The 16847-nt window shown below is 63.3% G+C and carries 17 protein-coding genes and 1 pseudogene; 10 read left to right on the top strand and 8 right to left on the bottom strand.

Annotated features, from left to right (window positions below):
- Nucleotides 1–8: 8 nt before the first annotated feature.
- Nucleotides 9–602, bottom strand: a complete 594-nt coding sequence (locus SALMUC_RS22645; RefSeq protein WP_051155992.1) for a cytochrome b — start codon at nt 600–602, stop codon at nt 9–11.
- An 89-nt stretch (nt 603–691) separates the two neighbouring features.
- Between SALMUC_RS22645 and SALMUC_RS22640 the strand changes: the two genes are divergently transcribed.
- Nucleotides 692–1228: a MarR family winged helix-turn-helix transcriptional regulator gene (locus SALMUC_RS22640; RefSeq protein ID WP_020041035.1), complete on the top strand. Its 537-nt coding sequence runs from the start codon at nt 692–694 to the stop codon at nt 1226–1228.
- Between the two features lie 25 nt (nt 1229–1253).
- Here SALMUC_RS22640 and SALMUC_RS22635 read toward each other — a convergent pair whose 3' ends face one another.
- Entirely contained in the window at nt 1254–2009 is a 756-nt protein-coding gene (locus tag SALMUC_RS22635) for a class II aldolase/adducin family protein (protein ID WP_020041034.1), read from the bottom strand.
- The gene (locus SALMUC_RS22630; RefSeq protein ID WP_021120848.1) at nt 2006–3136 is read right to left on the bottom strand and encodes a TauD/TfdA family dioxygenase; all 1131 of its coding nucleotides are present in this window, start codon (nt 3134–3136) and stop codon (nt 2006–2008) included. Before SALMUC_RS22630 ends, SALMUC_RS22635 begins: the two co-directional genes overlap by 4 nt.
- Nucleotides 3137–3249: 113 nt before the next feature.
- Between SALMUC_RS22630 and SALMUC_RS22625 the strand changes: the two genes are divergently transcribed.
- Nucleotides 3250–4170 carry a LysR substrate-binding domain-containing protein gene (locus SALMUC_RS22625; RefSeq protein WP_020041032.1) on the top strand — a complete coding sequence of 307 codons (921 nt, stop codon included), beginning with the start codon at nt 3250–3252 and terminating at the stop codon, nt 4168–4170.
- Nucleotides 4171–4521: 351 nt separating this feature from the next.
- Here SALMUC_RS22625 and SALMUC_RS22620 read toward each other — a convergent pair whose 3' ends face one another.
- The 4 genes and pseudogenes from SALMUC_RS22620 to SALMUC_RS22605 all read right to left on the bottom strand — a co-directional run bounded on the left by SALMUC_RS22620 (nt 4522) and on the right by SALMUC_RS22605 (nt 9438).
- Complete coding sequence (locus SALMUC_RS22620) at nt 4522–5172, bottom strand: class I SAM-dependent DNA methyltransferase (RefSeq protein ID WP_020041031.1); 651 nt, start codon at nt 5170–5172, stop codon at nt 4522–4524.
- 746 nt (nt 5173–5918) lie between these two features.
- Nucleotides 5919–7116 (bottom strand): annotated as a pseudogene (locus tag SALMUC_RS22615) (IS91 family transposase).
- 562 nt (nt 7117–7678) lie between these two features.
- On the bottom strand, nt 7679–8536 hold the full coding sequence (locus tag SALMUC_RS22610; protein ID WP_020041029.1) for an SMP-30/gluconolactonase/LRE family protein: 858 nt from the start codon (nt 8534–8536) through the stop codon (nt 7679–7681).
- Nucleotides 8536–9438, bottom strand: a complete 903-nt coding sequence (locus SALMUC_RS22605; RefSeq protein ID WP_020041028.1) for an SDR family NAD(P)-dependent oxidoreductase — start codon at nt 9436–9438, stop codon at nt 8536–8538. Before SALMUC_RS22605 ends, SALMUC_RS22610 begins: the two co-directional genes overlap by 1 nt.
- Nucleotides 9439–9540: 102 nt before the next feature.
- On the opposite strand from SALMUC_RS22605, the gene SALMUC_RS22600 reads away from it, so the two are divergent.
- The 3 genes from SALMUC_RS22600 (at nt 9541) to SALMUC_RS22590 (ending at nt 12199) form a co-directional block, all read left to right on the top strand.
- Nucleotides 9541–10395 (top strand): LysR family transcriptional regulator, encoded by an 855-nt coding sequence (locus tag SALMUC_RS22600; protein WP_198014657.1) that lies wholly within the window; start codon nt 9541–9543, stop codon nt 10393–10395.
- Between the two features lie 216 nt (nt 10396–10611).
- Nucleotides 10612–11235 carry a LysE family translocator gene (locus tag SALMUC_RS22595; protein WP_020041026.1) on the top strand — a complete coding sequence of 208 codons (624 nt, stop codon included), beginning with the start codon at nt 10612–10614 and terminating at the stop codon, nt 11233–11235.
- 166 nt (nt 11236–11401) lie between these two features.
- Nucleotides 11402–12199, top strand: coding sequence for a metallophosphoesterase (locus SALMUC_RS22590; RefSeq protein WP_020041025.1), 798 nt, complete (start codon nt 11402–11404; stop codon nt 12197–12199).
- Between the two features lie 307 nt (nt 12200–12506).
- Here SALMUC_RS22590 and SALMUC_RS22585 read toward each other — a convergent pair whose 3' ends face one another.
- A complete protein-coding gene (locus SALMUC_RS22585) occupies nt 12507–12842 on the bottom strand; it encodes a YegP family protein (RefSeq protein ID WP_020041024.1) in 336 nt (111 codons plus the stop codon).
- A gap of 321 nt (nt 12843–13163) precedes the next feature.
- On the opposite strand from SALMUC_RS22585, the gene SALMUC_RS22580 reads away from it, so the two are divergent.
- Genes SALMUC_RS22580 through SALMUC_RS22560 form a run of 5 tightly spaced genes read left to right on the top strand, consistent with a single transcriptional unit; the run spans nt 13164 to nt 16830 of the window.
- Nucleotides 13164–13448, top strand: coding sequence for a hypothetical protein (locus tag SALMUC_RS22580; protein WP_156883624.1), 285 nt, complete (start codon nt 13164–13166; stop codon nt 13446–13448).
- Nucleotides 13445–14857, top strand: coding sequence for a His-Xaa-Ser system radical SAM maturase HxsB (gene hxsB, locus SALMUC_RS22575; RefSeq protein ID WP_020041022.1), 1413 nt, complete (start codon nt 13445–13447; stop codon nt 14855–14857). Before SALMUC_RS22580 ends, hxsB begins: the two co-directional genes overlap by 4 nt.
- On the top strand, nt 14854–15933 hold the full coding sequence (gene hxsC, locus SALMUC_RS22570) for a His-Xaa-Ser system radical SAM maturase HxsC (protein ID WP_020041021.1): 1080 nt from the start codon (nt 14854–14856) through the stop codon (nt 15931–15933). Before hxsB ends, hxsC begins: the two co-directional genes overlap by 4 nt.
- Nucleotides 15930–16457 (top strand): peptidoglycan-binding protein, encoded by a 528-nt coding sequence (locus tag SALMUC_RS22565; protein WP_020041020.1) that lies wholly within the window; start codon nt 15930–15932, stop codon nt 16455–16457. Before hxsC ends, SALMUC_RS22565 begins: the two co-directional genes overlap by 4 nt.
- Complete coding sequence (locus SALMUC_RS22560) at nt 16432–16830, top strand: TIGR03982 family His-Xaa-Ser system protein (protein WP_198014655.1); 399 nt, start codon at nt 16432–16434, stop codon at nt 16828–16830. Before SALMUC_RS22565 ends, SALMUC_RS22560 begins: the two co-directional genes overlap by 26 nt.
- Nucleotides 16831–16847 lie beyond the last annotated feature (17 nt).

Raw genomic sequence — 16847 nt, 5'->3', positions numbered from 1 at the left:
ACAAGGCATCAGGCGCGGATGCGGCCTGATGTCATGCGGGCCAGCGTGGCATCGTGATCGATGAAATGGTGCTTCAGCGCCGCTCCGATATGGAGTGCCAGCATAGCAAAAACCGCGAAGGGAAGTTGCGCGTGAACCGCTTCGGCGGCGGTCTCGAGCCAGCCGATCTCGCCTAGGGATGGCAGCAGGGTCACGCCCCAGATGCTCAGCGCGCGGCCCGAGGATACGGTCATCAGGATCCCCGAAAGCGGCATCGCGAGGATCGCGGCGAGCAGCCCAACATGGACCGCTTTCGACGCCGCGATTTGCCAGGCGGGTGTTTTGGAGGCGGGCGGCGGGAAGCCTTTCGCAATGCGCCAGCCGACACGCCAGAGGCCGTAGGCGATGGTCGCGACGCCCAGTGCCTTGTGCCAGCCCATCAGCGCGCCGACGCTTTCGCGCGGCAATCCGCCATAAGCCATCACGAGGCCTAGGCCGAGTGCGCCGATGAACAGGGTGGCAGTGAGCCAATGGTTGAAACGGGAGACGCAACCGTAGGAACTGGGCGCGCTTCGGCGGGACGGAGAGGAGCCTTGGCGGGGCGAAGAGGAAGAGAAGGTCATTGGCGTGCATCCTTGGCGGCATTTTATCTTTCTGGAAAGATATATGGGTGCTATTTATCTTCCTTGCAAGATAAACTTTGCTTGCTACCATGACGGACATGAAAACGGATGCCTTGGACAAGATATCGGAGATGCTGGCGCTCCAGCGAGAGAACTGGCCTGGCATGGCTGCGGAGCATGCGGGCGTGAACATAGCGGTCCAACGGCTTTCACGGTTGCTCGAGCGTGCGGCGCAGGTGGGGCTGGGGCCATTCGATCTGAGCCTGACGGAGTTCGAGCTGCTGTGTGCGCTGCGCTCTCAGCCCCCGCCGCACCGTCTGACGCCCTCTGCGCTTTATGACGCGATGCTGATCTCCTCGGGCGGGTTGACGAAGGTGCTTGGCAAGCTCGAGGAGCGCGACCTGATTGCGCGTCCGTCCAGCACCGGCGACCGGCGCTCAAGGCCGGTCGCCTTGACCGCATTGGGCACCGACCTGGTCGAGCGCGCGATGGCGGCCGTGCAGCGCGTCGAGCGTCCCATGATGACCGCCATGGGCGACGCCCTGGGTGAAGGGGCCAGCCCATGCGACGTGCTGGTGTCGTTGGCGCTCAGTGCCGAGGTCGCCGGACTGGACGAGACGGACTGATCCGCCTCGCGTGCGCGGCACGATGCTATCCGCGCCAGTCGGGCTCCTCCCGGTCGAGTGTCGATTTGAGGTATTCGAAATGGCGCACGCCCATGCCCCGGTAGGCGCGCCACCCTTCGGCAGTGTTCATGGCGATGGTATCGTCCAGGATCGAAAGCGGCTGTCCAGTCGAGCGGGCCAGGACCAAGGTCTGTGCGGCCTTCTCGAAGAAGTAGAGGTCCTCGAACGCATCCGCCACGCTTTCGCCAGTGATGGTGACGCCGTGATTGCCCATGACCAGAACGGATTTGTCACCGAGTGCCTTGACCAGATGCGCGCCTTCCGCATCGCTGTCGGAGATGCCTCCAAACTCCAGATCGTAGCCCACACGCCCAAAGAACCGCGCAGTATTGTTGTCGATAGGAAGAAGGGTCGGATCCTTGAGGCACGCAAGCGCCGTGGCGTAGGGCGAATGACAGTGCAGCACCACACGCGCCTGCGGCGCCTCGCGGTGCAGCGTGCCATGGACGGCCCAGGCAGACCGATCCGGCGCGTCGGGTCCGTCCATGTCCGGCGGCGCGTCGACGTCCAATTCGAGCAGGTCTCCTGGCTTGATCGTCGCGAAGTGCTGCCAACGGCGGTTCAGCAGGAAGCGGCGGCCATCGTTGGAGATGGCCGCGCTGAAATGATTGCCCACGGATTCCGACCAACCGAAACGGTGGCACAGCCGGAACGCCGCGGCGAGATCCTGCCGCAGGGCGGCAGGATCGGTGACGGGCTCGAGGGGACTGGCCATGTTCATCGCTTGAACCGCCCTTCGCTCACGAGGGCGCGGTAGGTTGAGCGCATTTCGGCGCGGTCGGTGTAGCAGCCCCGGATGTAGCGGTCGCCGCTCGAGGCGGTATAGCCCGCCCGGCCGTGTACGATGCGGTGGTTGTCGAACACGATGCACTCGCCGGCCTGCAGGGTGAAGCGCATGATGTACTTGTCGTCCTGCAGCAGCTTGCCGAAGCGGCAGAAGGCCGGGTACCAGTCATCGAGGAACTCCTGCGGCAGATCCATCAGGTCCAGCATGTGCTGGCTGAAGGTCAGGCCCGATACTTCGCCGTGCTGATCGAGCTCGATGATCCGCTGCCACGAGCGCATGTCGTAATCGTCATGCTCGCAGAAGAACGGCACGTCGGTCTCGGCCAGAAGGCGGAAGCCCTCGGGATCGATCTCGCGATAATCATTGGCCGCCGCCACGCCGTCGCCGAAGAGGTTACGGCCACCTTCCACGGTATTAGCGCGCATGTGCAGGAGCTGAATGCCGGGGGCATGTTCCTCGGCGGGAGTGTCTGTGTGTAACTCCAGCGCCGAGGCCGTGTAGGCGGTGTTCGTCGGGTTGATATGGGTCTTCACGTCGAAATAATCGCCGAAGAAGGTGGGCCGCACCTGTCCCATCACGCGGGCCAGTTCGGTCAGACCCTCGTCGCTATCGGGCATGTCTTTGATGACGGCGAGGCCTTCCACGATCATTGCCTCGAGCCATGCGCGCCGTTTGGTGGGGTCCGACATTACCTCGGTATGGGTGAAGCGGGCGACATTGGGATAGTGGTCGCCGTACCACGGGCGGCGCGGCAGGTCGGCAGGATCGGGGCGACGCGTCCCGTCGGCATAGGCGTCAAGCCAGGCCAGCGGCATCCGCGTGATATGATCCTCGTTGGCCCAGTCGATGACGAGCGCATCACCCTCGACGCTGGCGCTCTTCGCCACCGGGGCCTCTGCCAGGTGGAAGATGTCGAAGCTGCGCTCGCGCGTGTCGGCATTGAAGCTCGTGGGATCGTTGTCCCGCAGCCAGTAATAATTGAAATAGGCGCTCCGGTTCGAAACGGGCAGTGTTAAGCCCTTCTCCCCCAAGGAAATTGCCGCTTCTGTGGTTTGGGTCATAACGTTCATCGGAGGCTCCGGTGGCAGGTCGTTGAATCTGGCTCGACCATCAACCTCATGGACCTCGGGAAAAAGGCGGATATCTCTGACTCCAAGTTAAGCTAGGAGTTTACATGGAGCGCCTGCCGCAGCTTCGCCTTCTGACCACGTTCGACACCGTGCATCGGTTGGGCTCCATGCAGCTTGCCGCCGCCGAACTGAACGTCACACGGCCTGCCGTGACGCAGGCGCTGAAGACGCTCGAGGCGGAGCTCGGCGTACCCCTGTTCGACCGCAGCGCCAAGCCTGCCCGGCCGACGGAGGCGGGGGATCGGTTGGCACGCGCGACGCGAGCGGGACTGGGCCAGATAGCTTCCGCCATCGAGGATATCCGCGCCAGTGCCAGTGCGGCCGAGCGCCAAGTCACGATTTCCTGCACCATCGGGATGGCAACCTACTGGCTGATGCCGCGGCTTTCCGGATTCTACGCGCGCTTCCCGGATGCGATGGTCAGCGTCCAGACGCCGCCATCGGATATGCCTGCTTTTTCCGCCGGGATCGACATTGCCCTTCGCTATGGACCAGGGCGCTGGGACGACGGCGAGACCGTGAAGCTCTTCGACGAGCGCGCGTTTCCCGTCGGCCGGTCGGATCGGATCACAACCCTCGAAGGAGAGCTTCGGGAGCTTCAGTCGTTTCCGTTGATCCATGTGACGACGCCGAAAGCCAGCCATTGGCCGGAATGGCGGGATTATTTCGAGGCAAAAGGCCTTGGCGATCCGAACAGGCAGCGGCAAACTTTCGACAACTACGTCCAGGCGACGCAAGCGGCACTTGATGGCTATGGCATCATGCTTGGCTGGCGATCAATCAACGAAGCTATGCTGGCCGAAGGCCGGCTCGCGCCCCTTCCGAACGGCGACCATGATTTCGGGACAGCCTACTGGGCGACGGCAATCCAGAACCGGTCGCAGAATTCATTCGTCCGCGGCTTCCTCGACTGGGTCATCCAAGCTGGCGAAGACTTCGATCGAAACGGCAAAGCTGTGGCGTGACTTCCTCTTCAAGGACGACCCCGCCGGTGTCGAGCGCGACGTGGAGCTCAGCAGGCAAGCACGTGTACAGAGTGAGAAGCTAGGATTTCTTCCTTGCGTATACTCGAGATTGTTACAGGCTCTGTATAAGTGTGGATCGGTACCCAATCGCGACCCTGTCCGAGCGGAGGCTAACTCGTTGGCTTATTGCAGATCTTGAAGATCGTAGCGGCGTCACGATCGGCGTCGACCGTGACCACGCCCCCGATGCAGTAGCTCCCTGTATTCATTGGCTTGAGCGCGGTTCGGTCTGGGTCGCAGTTGGGTACCAATCCGTACAGCTCAGCTAAGGAATGCATTGCGCCGCTCGCGTCAGATTACCCTGCAAATGGTATGGATGATCTTGATGTCTGGGCCGAAGTCCTCGTTCCCCGGAAGGTAGTCGTGGGGTTCGCTCATCTCGAGAACGGTCCAGTGGCCGTCCTGGGCGATCTGCTCGACCGTCTTGCCGAAGTCGAGATCCGCCCAGCGGTCCGTTCTTTGGGTGAAGGCAATTACCCCGCCGGGACCGACGCATCGGCACAAGTCGTGGAGCATGTCCGATACGTTCTCAATGTAGGTGAGCACGCCGATGGAGGCGGCAGCAGCCAGGGAGTTGTCCTTAACGGGCAGCGGCAGCTTCTGGAGGTCGTGTTCGATCAGCCGGTCGTAAAGATCGAGGCCCTTCGCCAGACGCAAACTCTCCGTGGAGATATCGAGGCCGAACAAACGGAACGCGCCGTGGTTCGCCAATGCCTGCCCGAATAGACCTGTGCCGCAGCCAACATCGAGGACGGCATCCCCGGCCTTCAGGTACGGGGCGAGACGTTGGGCGGCGTCCGAGGGCGCCTGGTAGTTCCAAGACTTCAGCGTGTCGTCGTAGGTCGAGGCCCAGTCGTCGTAGTAGCCTGAAACGGCCGCTGCATTGGTCGTGCCGCTCTTGAGGTCGAACGATTGCTCGCGCTTCGAGGTGTCGGATGTCATTCGATTGGTCTTTCGATTGCTTCGGATTGACCCAAGCGTCACACGCGAACGAGTGGGCCGCAACACTTGCAACCCAGGCACGTGGCTGGAATGATCCTGCCCCGCTTGAGTGGACGCCCCTGATAGGCTTTCGAGCCAAGAGAAGCGAAGATTACCGGCTTCGACAGCTTTCCGCTGGTCCTTCAGGCGGCGGTGGCGGGCCAAGGGATCGCGCTCGGGTGGCGCGACACTGTGAGGGGGCTCATCGCCGACGGCAAGCTCGTGAGGGTCTGCGAGTAGGCCGACTTCCGCCCCGCCGAGATCTCGGTCTTCCGCGGTCCCCGAGGCGGGAAGCACTCATAGACGGATGCCCTGCTCGCGTGGCTTCGCGAGGAACTGGCCGAGTCTCCGGCGGAATGACCGGTTCGTCGGAGGTTTTTCGATGTGGGCCGCGGCGTGATGGCGGTGTTCTGCGCGGTGGCGGCCCACGTTGGAAAACCTGACAAGGAGGAAGCCGCGGGGGTCTGGCGGTGCCCTATGGAGAAAGCGGCACGGCGTCGTTGGCGGTTTGGGCCGAGCGCCGGGTCTCGATCTGGTTTCGGACAGCTTTCCTGCGTTCCATAGGGGGTGTCCGTAGTCGGCAGAGGGTGTGCGGCGACGCTGCGGTGGCACCGTTTCGGCCTTGGAGTACGACCGGCGCACGGCGTCCCTGTGTCCGGAACGAGGTAGCGTTCCGGATCGGGGTCGGGGTATGGCTGGCGCTGTCATCATGCAGCGGCCTTTCGAGGCGGAGCGCGGGTCACGGGGCGTTCGCCACGCCGGAAGGTCTCGACGATCCGCATTGCCCCGCCGCACTCGGGGCACGGCTCCCTGAGAGTGAGTGGTTGGGGCGGGATCGGTGTCCGTCGCTTCGGTCGCAACAGGCGCCTCGGCGCCGAGCAGAGGGCGGATCGCCTCGACATTGCGTTTGCAGGCGCCACTGGCGAGGAAGCCGTAATGCCGGATGCGATGGAAGCCGTCCGGCAGGACGTGGATCAGGAACCGGCGGATGAACTCGTCGGTCGAGAGGCGCATGACCTTCATCCGATCTCCGCGTTTGATCCTGTAATCCTTCCAGTGGAACGCGACGATCTCGGCATTGGCGCTGACAAGGCGGTGGTTGGATATCGCAACGCGGTGGGTGTAGCGGCCGAGATAGGCCAGGATGGCCTCGGGCCCGCCGAACGGGGGCTTGGCGTAGACCACCCATTCGGCCTTGCTCAGCGATGCGAGCCAGGCGGCGAATGCGGCAGGGTCCGCGAGGTGTGCGAGGTCGCCGAATAAAGACAGCTTGCCGGCCCGGTGCAGTGCCGAGAGCCCGTCCAGGAAAAGGCGCCGAAACAGCCGCGACAGGCCCCGGACGGGCAGAAAGAAGCCCCTGCGGCAGGATATCCATCGGGCGCCGTCGGGCGACAAGCCGCCGCCCGGCACGATCATATGGACATGCGGATGGTGAGTGAGCGCCGAGCCCCAGGTGTGGAGCACGCTGGTCATGCCGACCCGGACTCCGACACGGCGCGGATCGGCAGCGATGGTCGCGACTGTCTCGGCCGAGGCGCGGAACAGCAGCCCGTAGACCGCCCGCTTGTTCCAGTAGGCGATCCGCGCGATCTCCGCCGGCAGGGTGAAGACGACGTGGAAATACTCCACCGGCAGCAAGTCCTCGGCCCGCGCGGCTATCCAGTCCCGCGCCGCCGGACCCTGGCACTTCGGGCAATGACGGTTCTTGCAGGAATTGTAGGCGACGTGCTGGTGCCCGCACTTAGTGCAGGCCGCCACGTGTCCGCCGAGCGCCTCGGTTCGGCAAGCTTCGATGGCCGACATCACCTTGAGCTGGGTCAGGCTGACATGCCCCTTGTTGGCCCGCCGCCACGCAGGCCCATGGGCACGGAAGATGTCGGCAAGCTCAAGCGTCGGCCGGGACATCCCCGGCGCGATCTACTCCGGTCCCGGCCGTTGGGGGCGCGCTCTGTCCGGCGACTCCCGGCCAGCGCCTCGAAGGGGCTGACGATGTCGCGGATCGTTCTGGTCGCGACATGGGCGTATCGCTGGGTCGTGGTCACCTTGGCGTGGCCCAGAAGGACCTGGATCACCCGGACATGGGAGCCTCCGATCTGACGTTTGAGAAGGTCTCAATCGTCAGCCCGAAGAACGTGATCGGAGAAGCGCGGAGTGCGGTTCAGTCTCGAACAGTCGGACCGGGCACCCTGCCGCGATTAATCCAGGTCCGCAGTGCCGACGCTCGGCAGAGCCGCACCCAAGGTCGGTAACGATGAAGATTTTCCGATGCGGGCCGGAGTGCGAGGTTGATGGCCGGACCGACGGCGGCCCGCGTTGGAAAATCTTCATCGAAGCGGAGTTTCACTGTGGGTGGCCGGAACGACGGCAACGCGGACTTTCCGACCGTTCGCTGCACCATACCATGTTCAAGGTCCGCTTTGGTTGTCGGCCGCGCAATTCGATGCGATGGAAATGAGCGGTGCGCTCTTCATCGGACGGCGTCATCGTAATCCAATTGCAAGAGTGAGCCGGACAGAGAAGCGTCTTCGAGCTGCGCGTCCGATAGCCCGATGCGAGCGGTCGTGACGAACAGCGTTCGGCCATCGCCGCCGAAGGCGCAGCTTGTCGGGCGCGGCACCGGCAGGGGGACCAATCGTTCAAGCGGCCCGTCCGGTGCGAGACGGGCGATTGCTGAACCATCGAACAGTACGCTGAGGAGGTAACCCTCAGCATCTCTCGTCAGTCCGTCCGGCTTGCCCTCGGCCGGGTCCATACTGAAGAACAATCGCCGGTTTTCGATTGCGCCTGAGGCGGCATCGAAGTCGTAGGCGTAGATTTCTCCCTTGTGCGAGTCCGTAAAGTAGAAGGTTCGACCGTCACGGCTCCACTCCAGGCCGTTGGGCAGGTCGAAGCCGGTATCGGCGACATTCCACGTTCCATCGGGATCGAACCGGTAGAGGATACCGCTCAGCTTCTTCCCTTCCCTGCTCATGAGCCCGGTCCACAACCGGCCATGCGCATCGAACTTCCCGTCGTTGAAGCGGAAGGCCGGATTGGCGTGCGGAGCCCCGGCGAAGCGCTCGATCTTACCGTCAGCGCCCAAGCGAGCAAGCCCATCCTCAAGGCCGAGGACAAGGTCGCCTGACGGGTCCTCCGCAAGGAAACCGATACTGGAAGGAGTCGTGACGACCTCGCTGGTCCCTTCCGCGGGATCGTGGACGTGGAGCTGTGTCCCAGTGATGTCGATCCATAGCAAGCGCTCGTGCCGCGCACTCCATACCGGGCTTTCTCCAATCGTCGCGTCGGCGCCAGCCGCTACGTCAACTTCTAAACTGGCCTCGCTCATTATCTTGCCTCCGGTGCGGCGGATGCGATCTTGTCCCACGCAGCGGCCACCGCGCCCGGGCTGTCGGCGGCAACCGCGCTCAGGTTGCGAGGATAATCGACACCCTCCGCCTCGACAGCACGGGTGGCGTGAAACTGGCCGTTCGCCGCTCGCAGCACCCAGCCTCCTTCCGTGCAGGCGTTGGAGGCCAAGAACGCGACACCGGGTGCGACGGCCGATGGCTTCAGGTCTTCCGGCTCACCCTCGACGCCCCACATGCGGGTCTTGGCGACCGGAGAGACTGCGTTGACGACAATTCCATGCTCGGCGCCTTCGTCGGCCAGGACATTCACGACCCCCACAGCGGCCATCTTGGCGGCCGCATAGGAGGTAAGGCCTTTCTGGACGTATTGCGGATAGAGGGCGCGGCAGGAGGTGGTTATGACGATTCTGCCATAACCGGCGTCACGCATGCCGGGCCATGCAGCTTGAACGAGCCAGAGCGGCGCCTTTGCCGTGACCGCCATCATGTGGTCGAAGGACGGCTCTTTAAGATCCTCGACCCGTTCGTAAGCGACCCAGCCGGCGTTGTGGATCAGCGCATCCAGTCGGCCGCGCACCGCGATGCAGTCGTAGACAAGCGCACGGCACCCGTCCGGCGTGTCGATCGCGCCCGCAAAGGGATGGGCGTCGATCCCTTCCGCGCGAAGCGCGGCCGTTGCGGTTTCTGCGACCTTGCCGTCCCGGCCGCGTCCATCGGACTCCGCACCTACGTCATGCAGCAGGACCGTCGCCCCGAGCTGACCGATATTGCGGGCATAGGCGAATCCCAAGCCCCGGCCGGCGCCGGTAACGAGTACGGCCTGTCCTTTGAAATTTGGTTCTTTCATCATGGCATCCTCCATTGCGGGGAAGATGGCCATGTCGGTATGATACGTCCAATATAAATCATGGCCTGATTCAATATGCCTGACATATCAAAAATTGTGCCTGCACTCGGGCGCGGAATGATTGATCTCCGGAAGATGGAGCAGTTCGTCGCCGTGGCCGAGGAGCGTCATTTCCACCGGGCCGCCAATCGGCTCGGCATGTCGCAGCCTCCCCTGACGGTCGCGATCCGAAAGCTCGAGGAGGATCTCGGCGTCGGCCTGATCGAACGAGGGCAGAACCGTGTCCTGGGACTGACCGCGGCCGGCCTGACGTTCCTCCGAGAAGCCCGCGAGACGCTACGCCAAGCCGACCACGCGATCACGACAGCGCGTGAGACAGCCGCAGGCCGGACGGGGCTCATCCGGCTCGGTTACGTCGGGAGCGCGCTCTATGGTCGGCTGCCTGACACCATCCGGGCGTTCAGAACGGCGCGACCAGACGTTCGGCTGGAATTGCGTGAGACAACGACGGCCAGCCAGGTGGCAGGGCTACGGGATGGCACTTTGGATGCCGGTGTCGTAATCCCCCCGATCGCGCAGGTCGCAGGCATCGATCTTCACGATTTTGACCATGATAGGCTCTGTATCGCCCTGTCATCGGACCATCATCTGGCCGATAAAGTTGATCTTTGCCTATCCGACATTGCGGACGAGGATTTCGTGCTGTGGCCCATGGTCGAGGGCCGTGGTTTTCACCTCCAGGTCATTCGCCTGTGTGCGGACGCCGGGTTCGTGCCGCGGGTGGCGCAGGAGGCCCACGGAATGCATGCCGTCCTGTCGCTCGTCGCGGTCGGCGCAGGCGTGGCGGTGGTCCCTGAAAGCATGAGGCCGTTCCGGCCGGAACAAATCACGTATCGATCCACTGCTGCAGACGGGGCGGACTTCCCGCTATGTCTGGCCGTCCTTGAGCCAAGCCCTGCGGTGGCGGCGTTTGCGGAGATCGCCTCTTGAGACGGCTCCGCGTACCTACACAGAGGGTCTCTGAGAAAAATGTACCATTCGTGCGCTCTGCGGCATTCGGTAGAATGGGCTCTCAGCCATCCCCCGGCTCTTCTGGGCGACGGCACCGTGGGACGAAGGTGCCGTTCGGTCATCGGCTGAGGCGGAGCCTTTGCACTCTGAGCCGCGATCACTCATACCGTGGGGAAAAACGAGGATATGTCTACCATGCCCGATCTGCTCCTGTTTTTGCCCGCGTGCTTTGCACTGAACATCGCATTCGGTCCGAACAACCTTCTCGCCATGACCCACGGGGCGCAAAAGGGGGTCCCCTTTGCGTTTACGGCAAGCCTTGCCCGCCTGGGTATCTTCGTCCCGATGATCACGGCAAGTGCCCTGGGACTCGGCCTCCTGCTGTCGGCCTCGGCACTGGTCTTCAACGCGGTTAAGATCATCGGCGCTGCGTACCTCGTCTGGCTGGGCATCAGGCTGCTAATTAGTGCGCCGGGAAAGGCAGATTGGGACGCCGAAGCCATGAAGCCGACGCTTCAGAAAGCGTTCCGGGGCGAAGCCCTTGTGGCCGTCAGCAATCCAAAGGCGATCCTGATCTTCGCGGCCTTCTTCCCCCAATTCATCGATACCTCGAACTACTGGACGAGCTACGCGCTTCTTGGTGCGACCTTTATTTTGCTCGAAGCCGTCGCTATCCTCATCTATGCGACAGCTGGGTGTTTTGCGGCAGCCTTCGCTTCAACAAAGCTCCATTGGTTTCAGCGAGCCTCCGGGGGCGGTATGATTGCCTTTGGACTGCTTCTTCTTTTCAGCCGCCAACCCGGCCGAGGTGCCGCATAGCGTTTGATCAACGTCTGTTGAGGGCTCGAAGCGGTCACGGGGCGCCGCGGAGATTGGCCCTGCGACCGGCACGGCGCAGTCGATCCTTTGTCTGATGTCCCGTACTTGACGGGTCGCGGCGTCGTCCGGGTAAGTGTGCTCCGCGAAAGTCACGAAGGAGTGCGCCTTGCCCGTCCTCGTCGTCGCCGATCTCCATCTCGACCTCTGGCTGGAGCATGGCCGCGACCCGCTGGCCGCGGTCTCGCCGGACATCTGGCTGCGCCTCGATGCCCTGATCCTCGCGGGCGATCTCACGAACAAGCCGAAGGTCCGCTGGCCGATCATGTTGCGCCACATCGGACGGTACATGCCGCTCGACCGCGTCCATGTCTTCCCCGGCAATCACGACTACTACCATCACGTCCTCGATGGCGATGACCGCCTGGCCGAGCTGGCGCGCGCGGAGGGCGCGCATTTCGCGCAAAAGTCCGAGTTCGTCATCCGCGATCACCGCTTCCTCTGCTGTACGCTCTGGACGGATTTCCGTCTCGGCGGAGGTCGCGCCGAGGCCATGCGCGAAGCACGCGGACGCATGAACGACTATCGCTACATCCGAGTGGCCTCCGATGGCTACCGGCGCGCGAAGCCGACCGATACCGAACATGTGCATGCAAACCATCTGTCCTGGCTCTCGGACCGACTATCCATGCCGTTCGACGGCAAGACGATCGTCGTGACCCATCATTGCCCGCACCCGGATCTCGTTCCGGAGCCCGCGGACGCTGTCGCTCCCGCCTATGCGTCCGATCTACGTGCATTGATCGGGGAGTTTCAGCCCGCGGCGTGGCTGTTCGGACACACGCATTGGCCCGGCTCGGCAGTTGTCGGGCGCACGGCGCTGCGAAACTGCTCGGTCGGATACCCGGATGAAGCTAAAGGTCGGCAGGACGAGTGGTTTTCGAGTGGGCTGCTAGAATTCTTCTGACGGGGCTGCTTCGCTTCGCTCCTCCCGTTGCCGGAGTAGTCGACGTCGCCAACTAGCCGAAGGCCAGTCTTACGGCGTCACTCCCCAATCGTGATCGTAGGAATGAACGCCTTCGCTTCGCGGCTTTATCGTGCGGGATCGCTTGGTGGTTGGCGACCGACGATGTTGCGACCGCCGGAGTTCCTGTCAGTGATCTGCACCGAGGCCGGGTCGATCCTGTTCTGCATGATCGGCTTCCCGTCGGGCACCGTCGCTGTTGCGGCGGGCGTGGCGCTCTGCTCAGAGCGGCAAAGCGCCGCGCGGGCTTTCAGTCGGTCTGGTCGTCGAGCTTAGCGTCGGGCGCGTTCGACTTCACCGATGCGATGCCGTTGTCGCGCGCCGCTACGCTGCTATAGGCCTCGCTGGTCCCGATGACCTGGCCGTTGCTGGCCTTGAGGTTGAACATGGGGTCTCCACCTGAGTTGGTCTTGCGCTCGTAGCGGTCGTCCAGCGGCGCGTTGGTGCGCACCGAGGCGACACCGTTCTCGGCGCCGGCCTTTTGCTTGTAGCCTTCGCCGACCAGGATGATTTCGCCGTTTCCCGCCTTCAAACGAAACCGGAACTCTCCCGCCTTGTCCTTGTAGAGTTCGAATTTACCCGCCATCCGATCAATTCCTCCGAATGCCTTGTTGCCGGTCGAAATTGTCAGGTCCGATGCGGGATTGGCAAGAATGGATTCTCTCGCGTCGAAAACTTCGTCGCGGCATGCCGCGCGTCGCGCCTCGGCTGGCGTGATCGGAGGACACTTTCGCTCCCGCCCGCGGCACGCCGAAGGATCGGATCGCGACGGGCGGCAGCCGAGTGATGCAGCTCGACCACCCTGAGCCGAAAGATGTCTCGATGCGAACTCCTTTGACGCCCTAGGCTTGAATTTCGCCAAATTCTGCGCGCATTGATCAGCATATCCGCGTTATGCGCCAGTTTCTTGTCAGCAGGATCCGAGATCACCGATATGCCCGCGAGCCACGTACTCGATATCTCGATAGACCCGGCATTTCACCCCTACATCCCCGCGTCCCTCCTGCGCCTGAGCTACCTCTATCCTGAGCTGGACTTCGGGGCGTCCGAACAGGGCGTGAACGTGAGCGGCACGTCCGGCGCCGATCCCGCGCGGCTCGAACGCGAGGTGACCTACCAGATCTATCGCGAGAAGATCTTTCAGCAGACATTGCCCATGCGGCAGAGCCTTTACGAGATGCTGACGACGTGAAGCAGGTCTGGCCGCTCCGGTTTCGCGATCTCGATGATCGCCGGACACTCCTCGCAGATGAGACAGGGGCCTATTTCCTGGCCGACGGCGATTTCGTTGATCGCTACGCCCGGGACGCGCTGACGCTCCCTGACGAACGGTTTCTGCGGGAGAGGGGCCACGCCTTCGATCGGACAGGCGATCTCGCCCATACCGCTTTTTTGACGCGGTGGTCACGACGTCAGCATGTCGGTGGCGGGTTAGCCTATGTCATCCTGATCCCGACGCTGCGCTGTGACCTGAAATGCTCCTACTGCCAGGTGTCGCGGGCCCCGTTCGCGTCGAAGGGCTTCGACTGGGATGAAGAGACCCTCGAAAGGGTGCTGGGATTTCTCGACACATTGCCGGTCGAGGAGATCCAGATCGAATTCCAGGGCGGGGAGCCGTTTCTGAGACTAGATCACCTGGAGGCTGTCGCCACATTCGCGCGCCGACGATTTCGGAATGTCCGCTTCGTGGTCTGCACCAACCTGCAGAACCTCGACGATGACATCCTCGCCTTTCTCGCACACGACGACGTGCTGATCAGCACTTCGCTCGATGGGCCGCACCAGGTCCACACCCGGAACCGGACCGGCGACACGGAGCTGACCCGGACCTTCCATCGAAATCTCGAACGGGTGATCGACCTGGTCGGGCCTGATCGCGTCTCCGCCCTGCCGACCATCGATCTGGAGGATCCGCCAGACCCCGAGGCGCTGATCTCGGCCTACGAGGCGTTCGGCTTCACCTCGCTGTACCTGCGCCCCGTCAACTACCAGGGCTTCGCCCGTAAGAACCACGCTTCCGCCCGATCCTCGACCGACTGGATCGAATACTACGGTGGATTCATCGACACGCTGATCGCGAGGAACGCGCGGACGGGCCGGGTGATGGAAGAGTTCTACCTGGCCCATTGCCTGAGACGCATCCTGGCTCCCGGCGTGGACAGTCACACCGACCTCCGGAACCCCAATTTCCCCAGCGGCGCGAACGCGGTCATCGATTTCGACGGGCAGATCTATCCCAGCGACGAGGCCCGCATGCTCGCGCGAATCCGGCAGGTCGATCTCGCGATCGGCAACGTGACGGACGGCCTGGATCCCGAGAAGATCGCTGTTCTGGCGCCGGCCCACATCAACAGTTTCGATCCCGACTGCATTCACTGCCCGTATCAGCCCTTCTGCGGCACCGATCCCATCGACGATCTCTCGCGCAGCAGCCGCATCGATGTGCCGAGGCAGGAGAGCTGGTTCTGCCAGCGCCACCTCGCCCTGTTCGATCTCGCGATGGAGCTGCTCTACAGCAGGGAAGCGGCGGTCGAGTTCACCCTGTCCCGCTGGTTGGGGCTCGAAGCTCTTCCCGAAGCCTTGAGACCGGTCGCGCCATGATCCAGCTCCGCCTCAGATCGGACTGCGACGGCGCGCTATCGCCATTCGTGACCCGGATCGCCAATGGCGAGCCGCGATGCGCGGAGGACGCGGTTCTTGCCTGGCAGGAGGCGGGCGTCCTGGGATTCCGAACCGGTTACGCGGACTTCCGGCTTCGGGATGTCACGCCTGCGGATATCGCGGGCGATGTGCTGCTGATCGACCCGCGTCGACAGGTTGCCCATCGTCTCATCCGGGCGGCCTCGCCGCACAATACGTTTCTCATCACCGAGCAATGCGACCAGCTCTGCCTCATGTGCTCCCAGCCGCCGAAGCCGCATCACGAGGACATGTTCGGGCATTTCCGGACCGCCGCCCGGCTTGCGCCGCCGGGGGCGCAGATCGGCCTCTCCGGCGGTGAGCCGCTGCTGCACAAGCGCGGATTGTTCGACTTCATCGATGCGGCGTTCGCCGAGCGCGACGATCTCGGCTTCCACATCCTGACCAACGGACAGCATTTCGAGCGCGAAGATCTGCCCTGGCTGCGCAAGCATCGGGAGCGCCTCCTCTGGGGCGTGCCGATCTATTCCGACAATGCCGCGACGCATGACGAGATCGTCGGAAAACCCGGCGCCTTCGCAGAACTCTCCGAAAAGCTCTCGCTTCTGGGCCTCGCCGGCGCGGCGCTCGAGCTCCGAACGGTCGTTCTGAAGCAGAACGCGTCAGGGCTCCCCGGCCTTGCCGATTTTATCACGCGGCATCTGCCATTCGCGGCAACCTGGGCGATCATGCAGATGGAGCGTATCGGCTATGGCCGGATGAACTGGACCCGCTGCTTCTTCGACAGCAGCACCAACTTCGCCGACCTCGGCGCGGCGATCGACCTGATGCGAGCGCGACGCCAGAGCGTCGCGCTCTACAACTTCCCGCTCTGCACGGTGCCTCCTGCATACAGGGATCTCGCAGCCCGATCGATTTCCGATTGGAAGCAGAAATACCTACCGGGCTGCGAGTCCTGCAGTCTCCGCGCGCGCTGCGCCGGGTTCTTCGAGTGGTACCGCGACGAGGACGGCTTCATGGAGATACAGCCGCAATGAAGAAGATCGGAAAGTTCGCAATCACGCTCGCGGCGGCCGGGTACTTGCCGCAGACCGCGCAGGCCGTCGTCGCGCCACCGCGGCTGGATCACGACGACGACCATTCGCCCTCGCTTTTCCAGATCCTCCGGGGCGAGCACAGCTACGCGCTTGCCGGTCACCGGTCGCATTCGAGCCACGGGTCACATGGCAGTCACCGCTCGTCTTCCGGCGGGGGCTATTCGGGCGGCGGAAGCTATCGACCGTCGCCGCCCTCGAGCAACAGCACGCCCCCCTCCTATGTCCTGCCGCGCGCGCCCCAGGCCCCGAAGACGCTGCCGGGCAACAGCGCGGCCTTCACTGCGATCGTCAAGCGCGTCCAGACGGCGCTCTACACTTACGGCTATTATACCGGTGCGATCGACGGGATCGTCGGGACCGGGACCAAGACCGCGCTCAGCAAGTTCCAGAAGGATTGGGACCTGAAGATCACCGGCACGATCACTCCCGAGGTCCTGGATGCGCTCAATATTGTTGCGAAGTAACCGGGTCCGCTATGCCTTGGTCCTCGCCGGCGGCGTGCTGATCGGTCAGCTCGCTCCGCCGCTCTGGATCTGGGGGGTGATCCTCATTGCTGAACCCTCCTACCAGGAAGCGACCTATCGCTGCGATCGGTCCATGCGCGCGCATCTCCTGGCCAAGCAGAACCTGGAGGCCGCCCCCTCCGAGGAGACCGTCCGGGAGCTCGAGGCCAGCGAGATCGCGCTGATAGATTGCCAGGACTACGATCTGCTCCGGAAGCGATTGGTGCTGCTCGGTCTCGACGAGGCGGCGCTCGGCTACATGGCGCTCAGGGCCATCGAGGCAAAGGCCACAGATCTGCAGGATGTGATCGGAATCCATGAAATCCGCTACTAGGCTCCTGATCGCGCTCG

Source organism: Salipiger mucosus DSM 16094, from assembly GCF_000442255.1.
Lineage (GTDB): Bacteria > Pseudomonadota > Alphaproteobacteria > Rhodobacterales > Rhodobacteraceae > Salipiger > Salipiger mucosus.
This window is presented reverse-complemented; position numbering and strand designations above follow the sequence as displayed.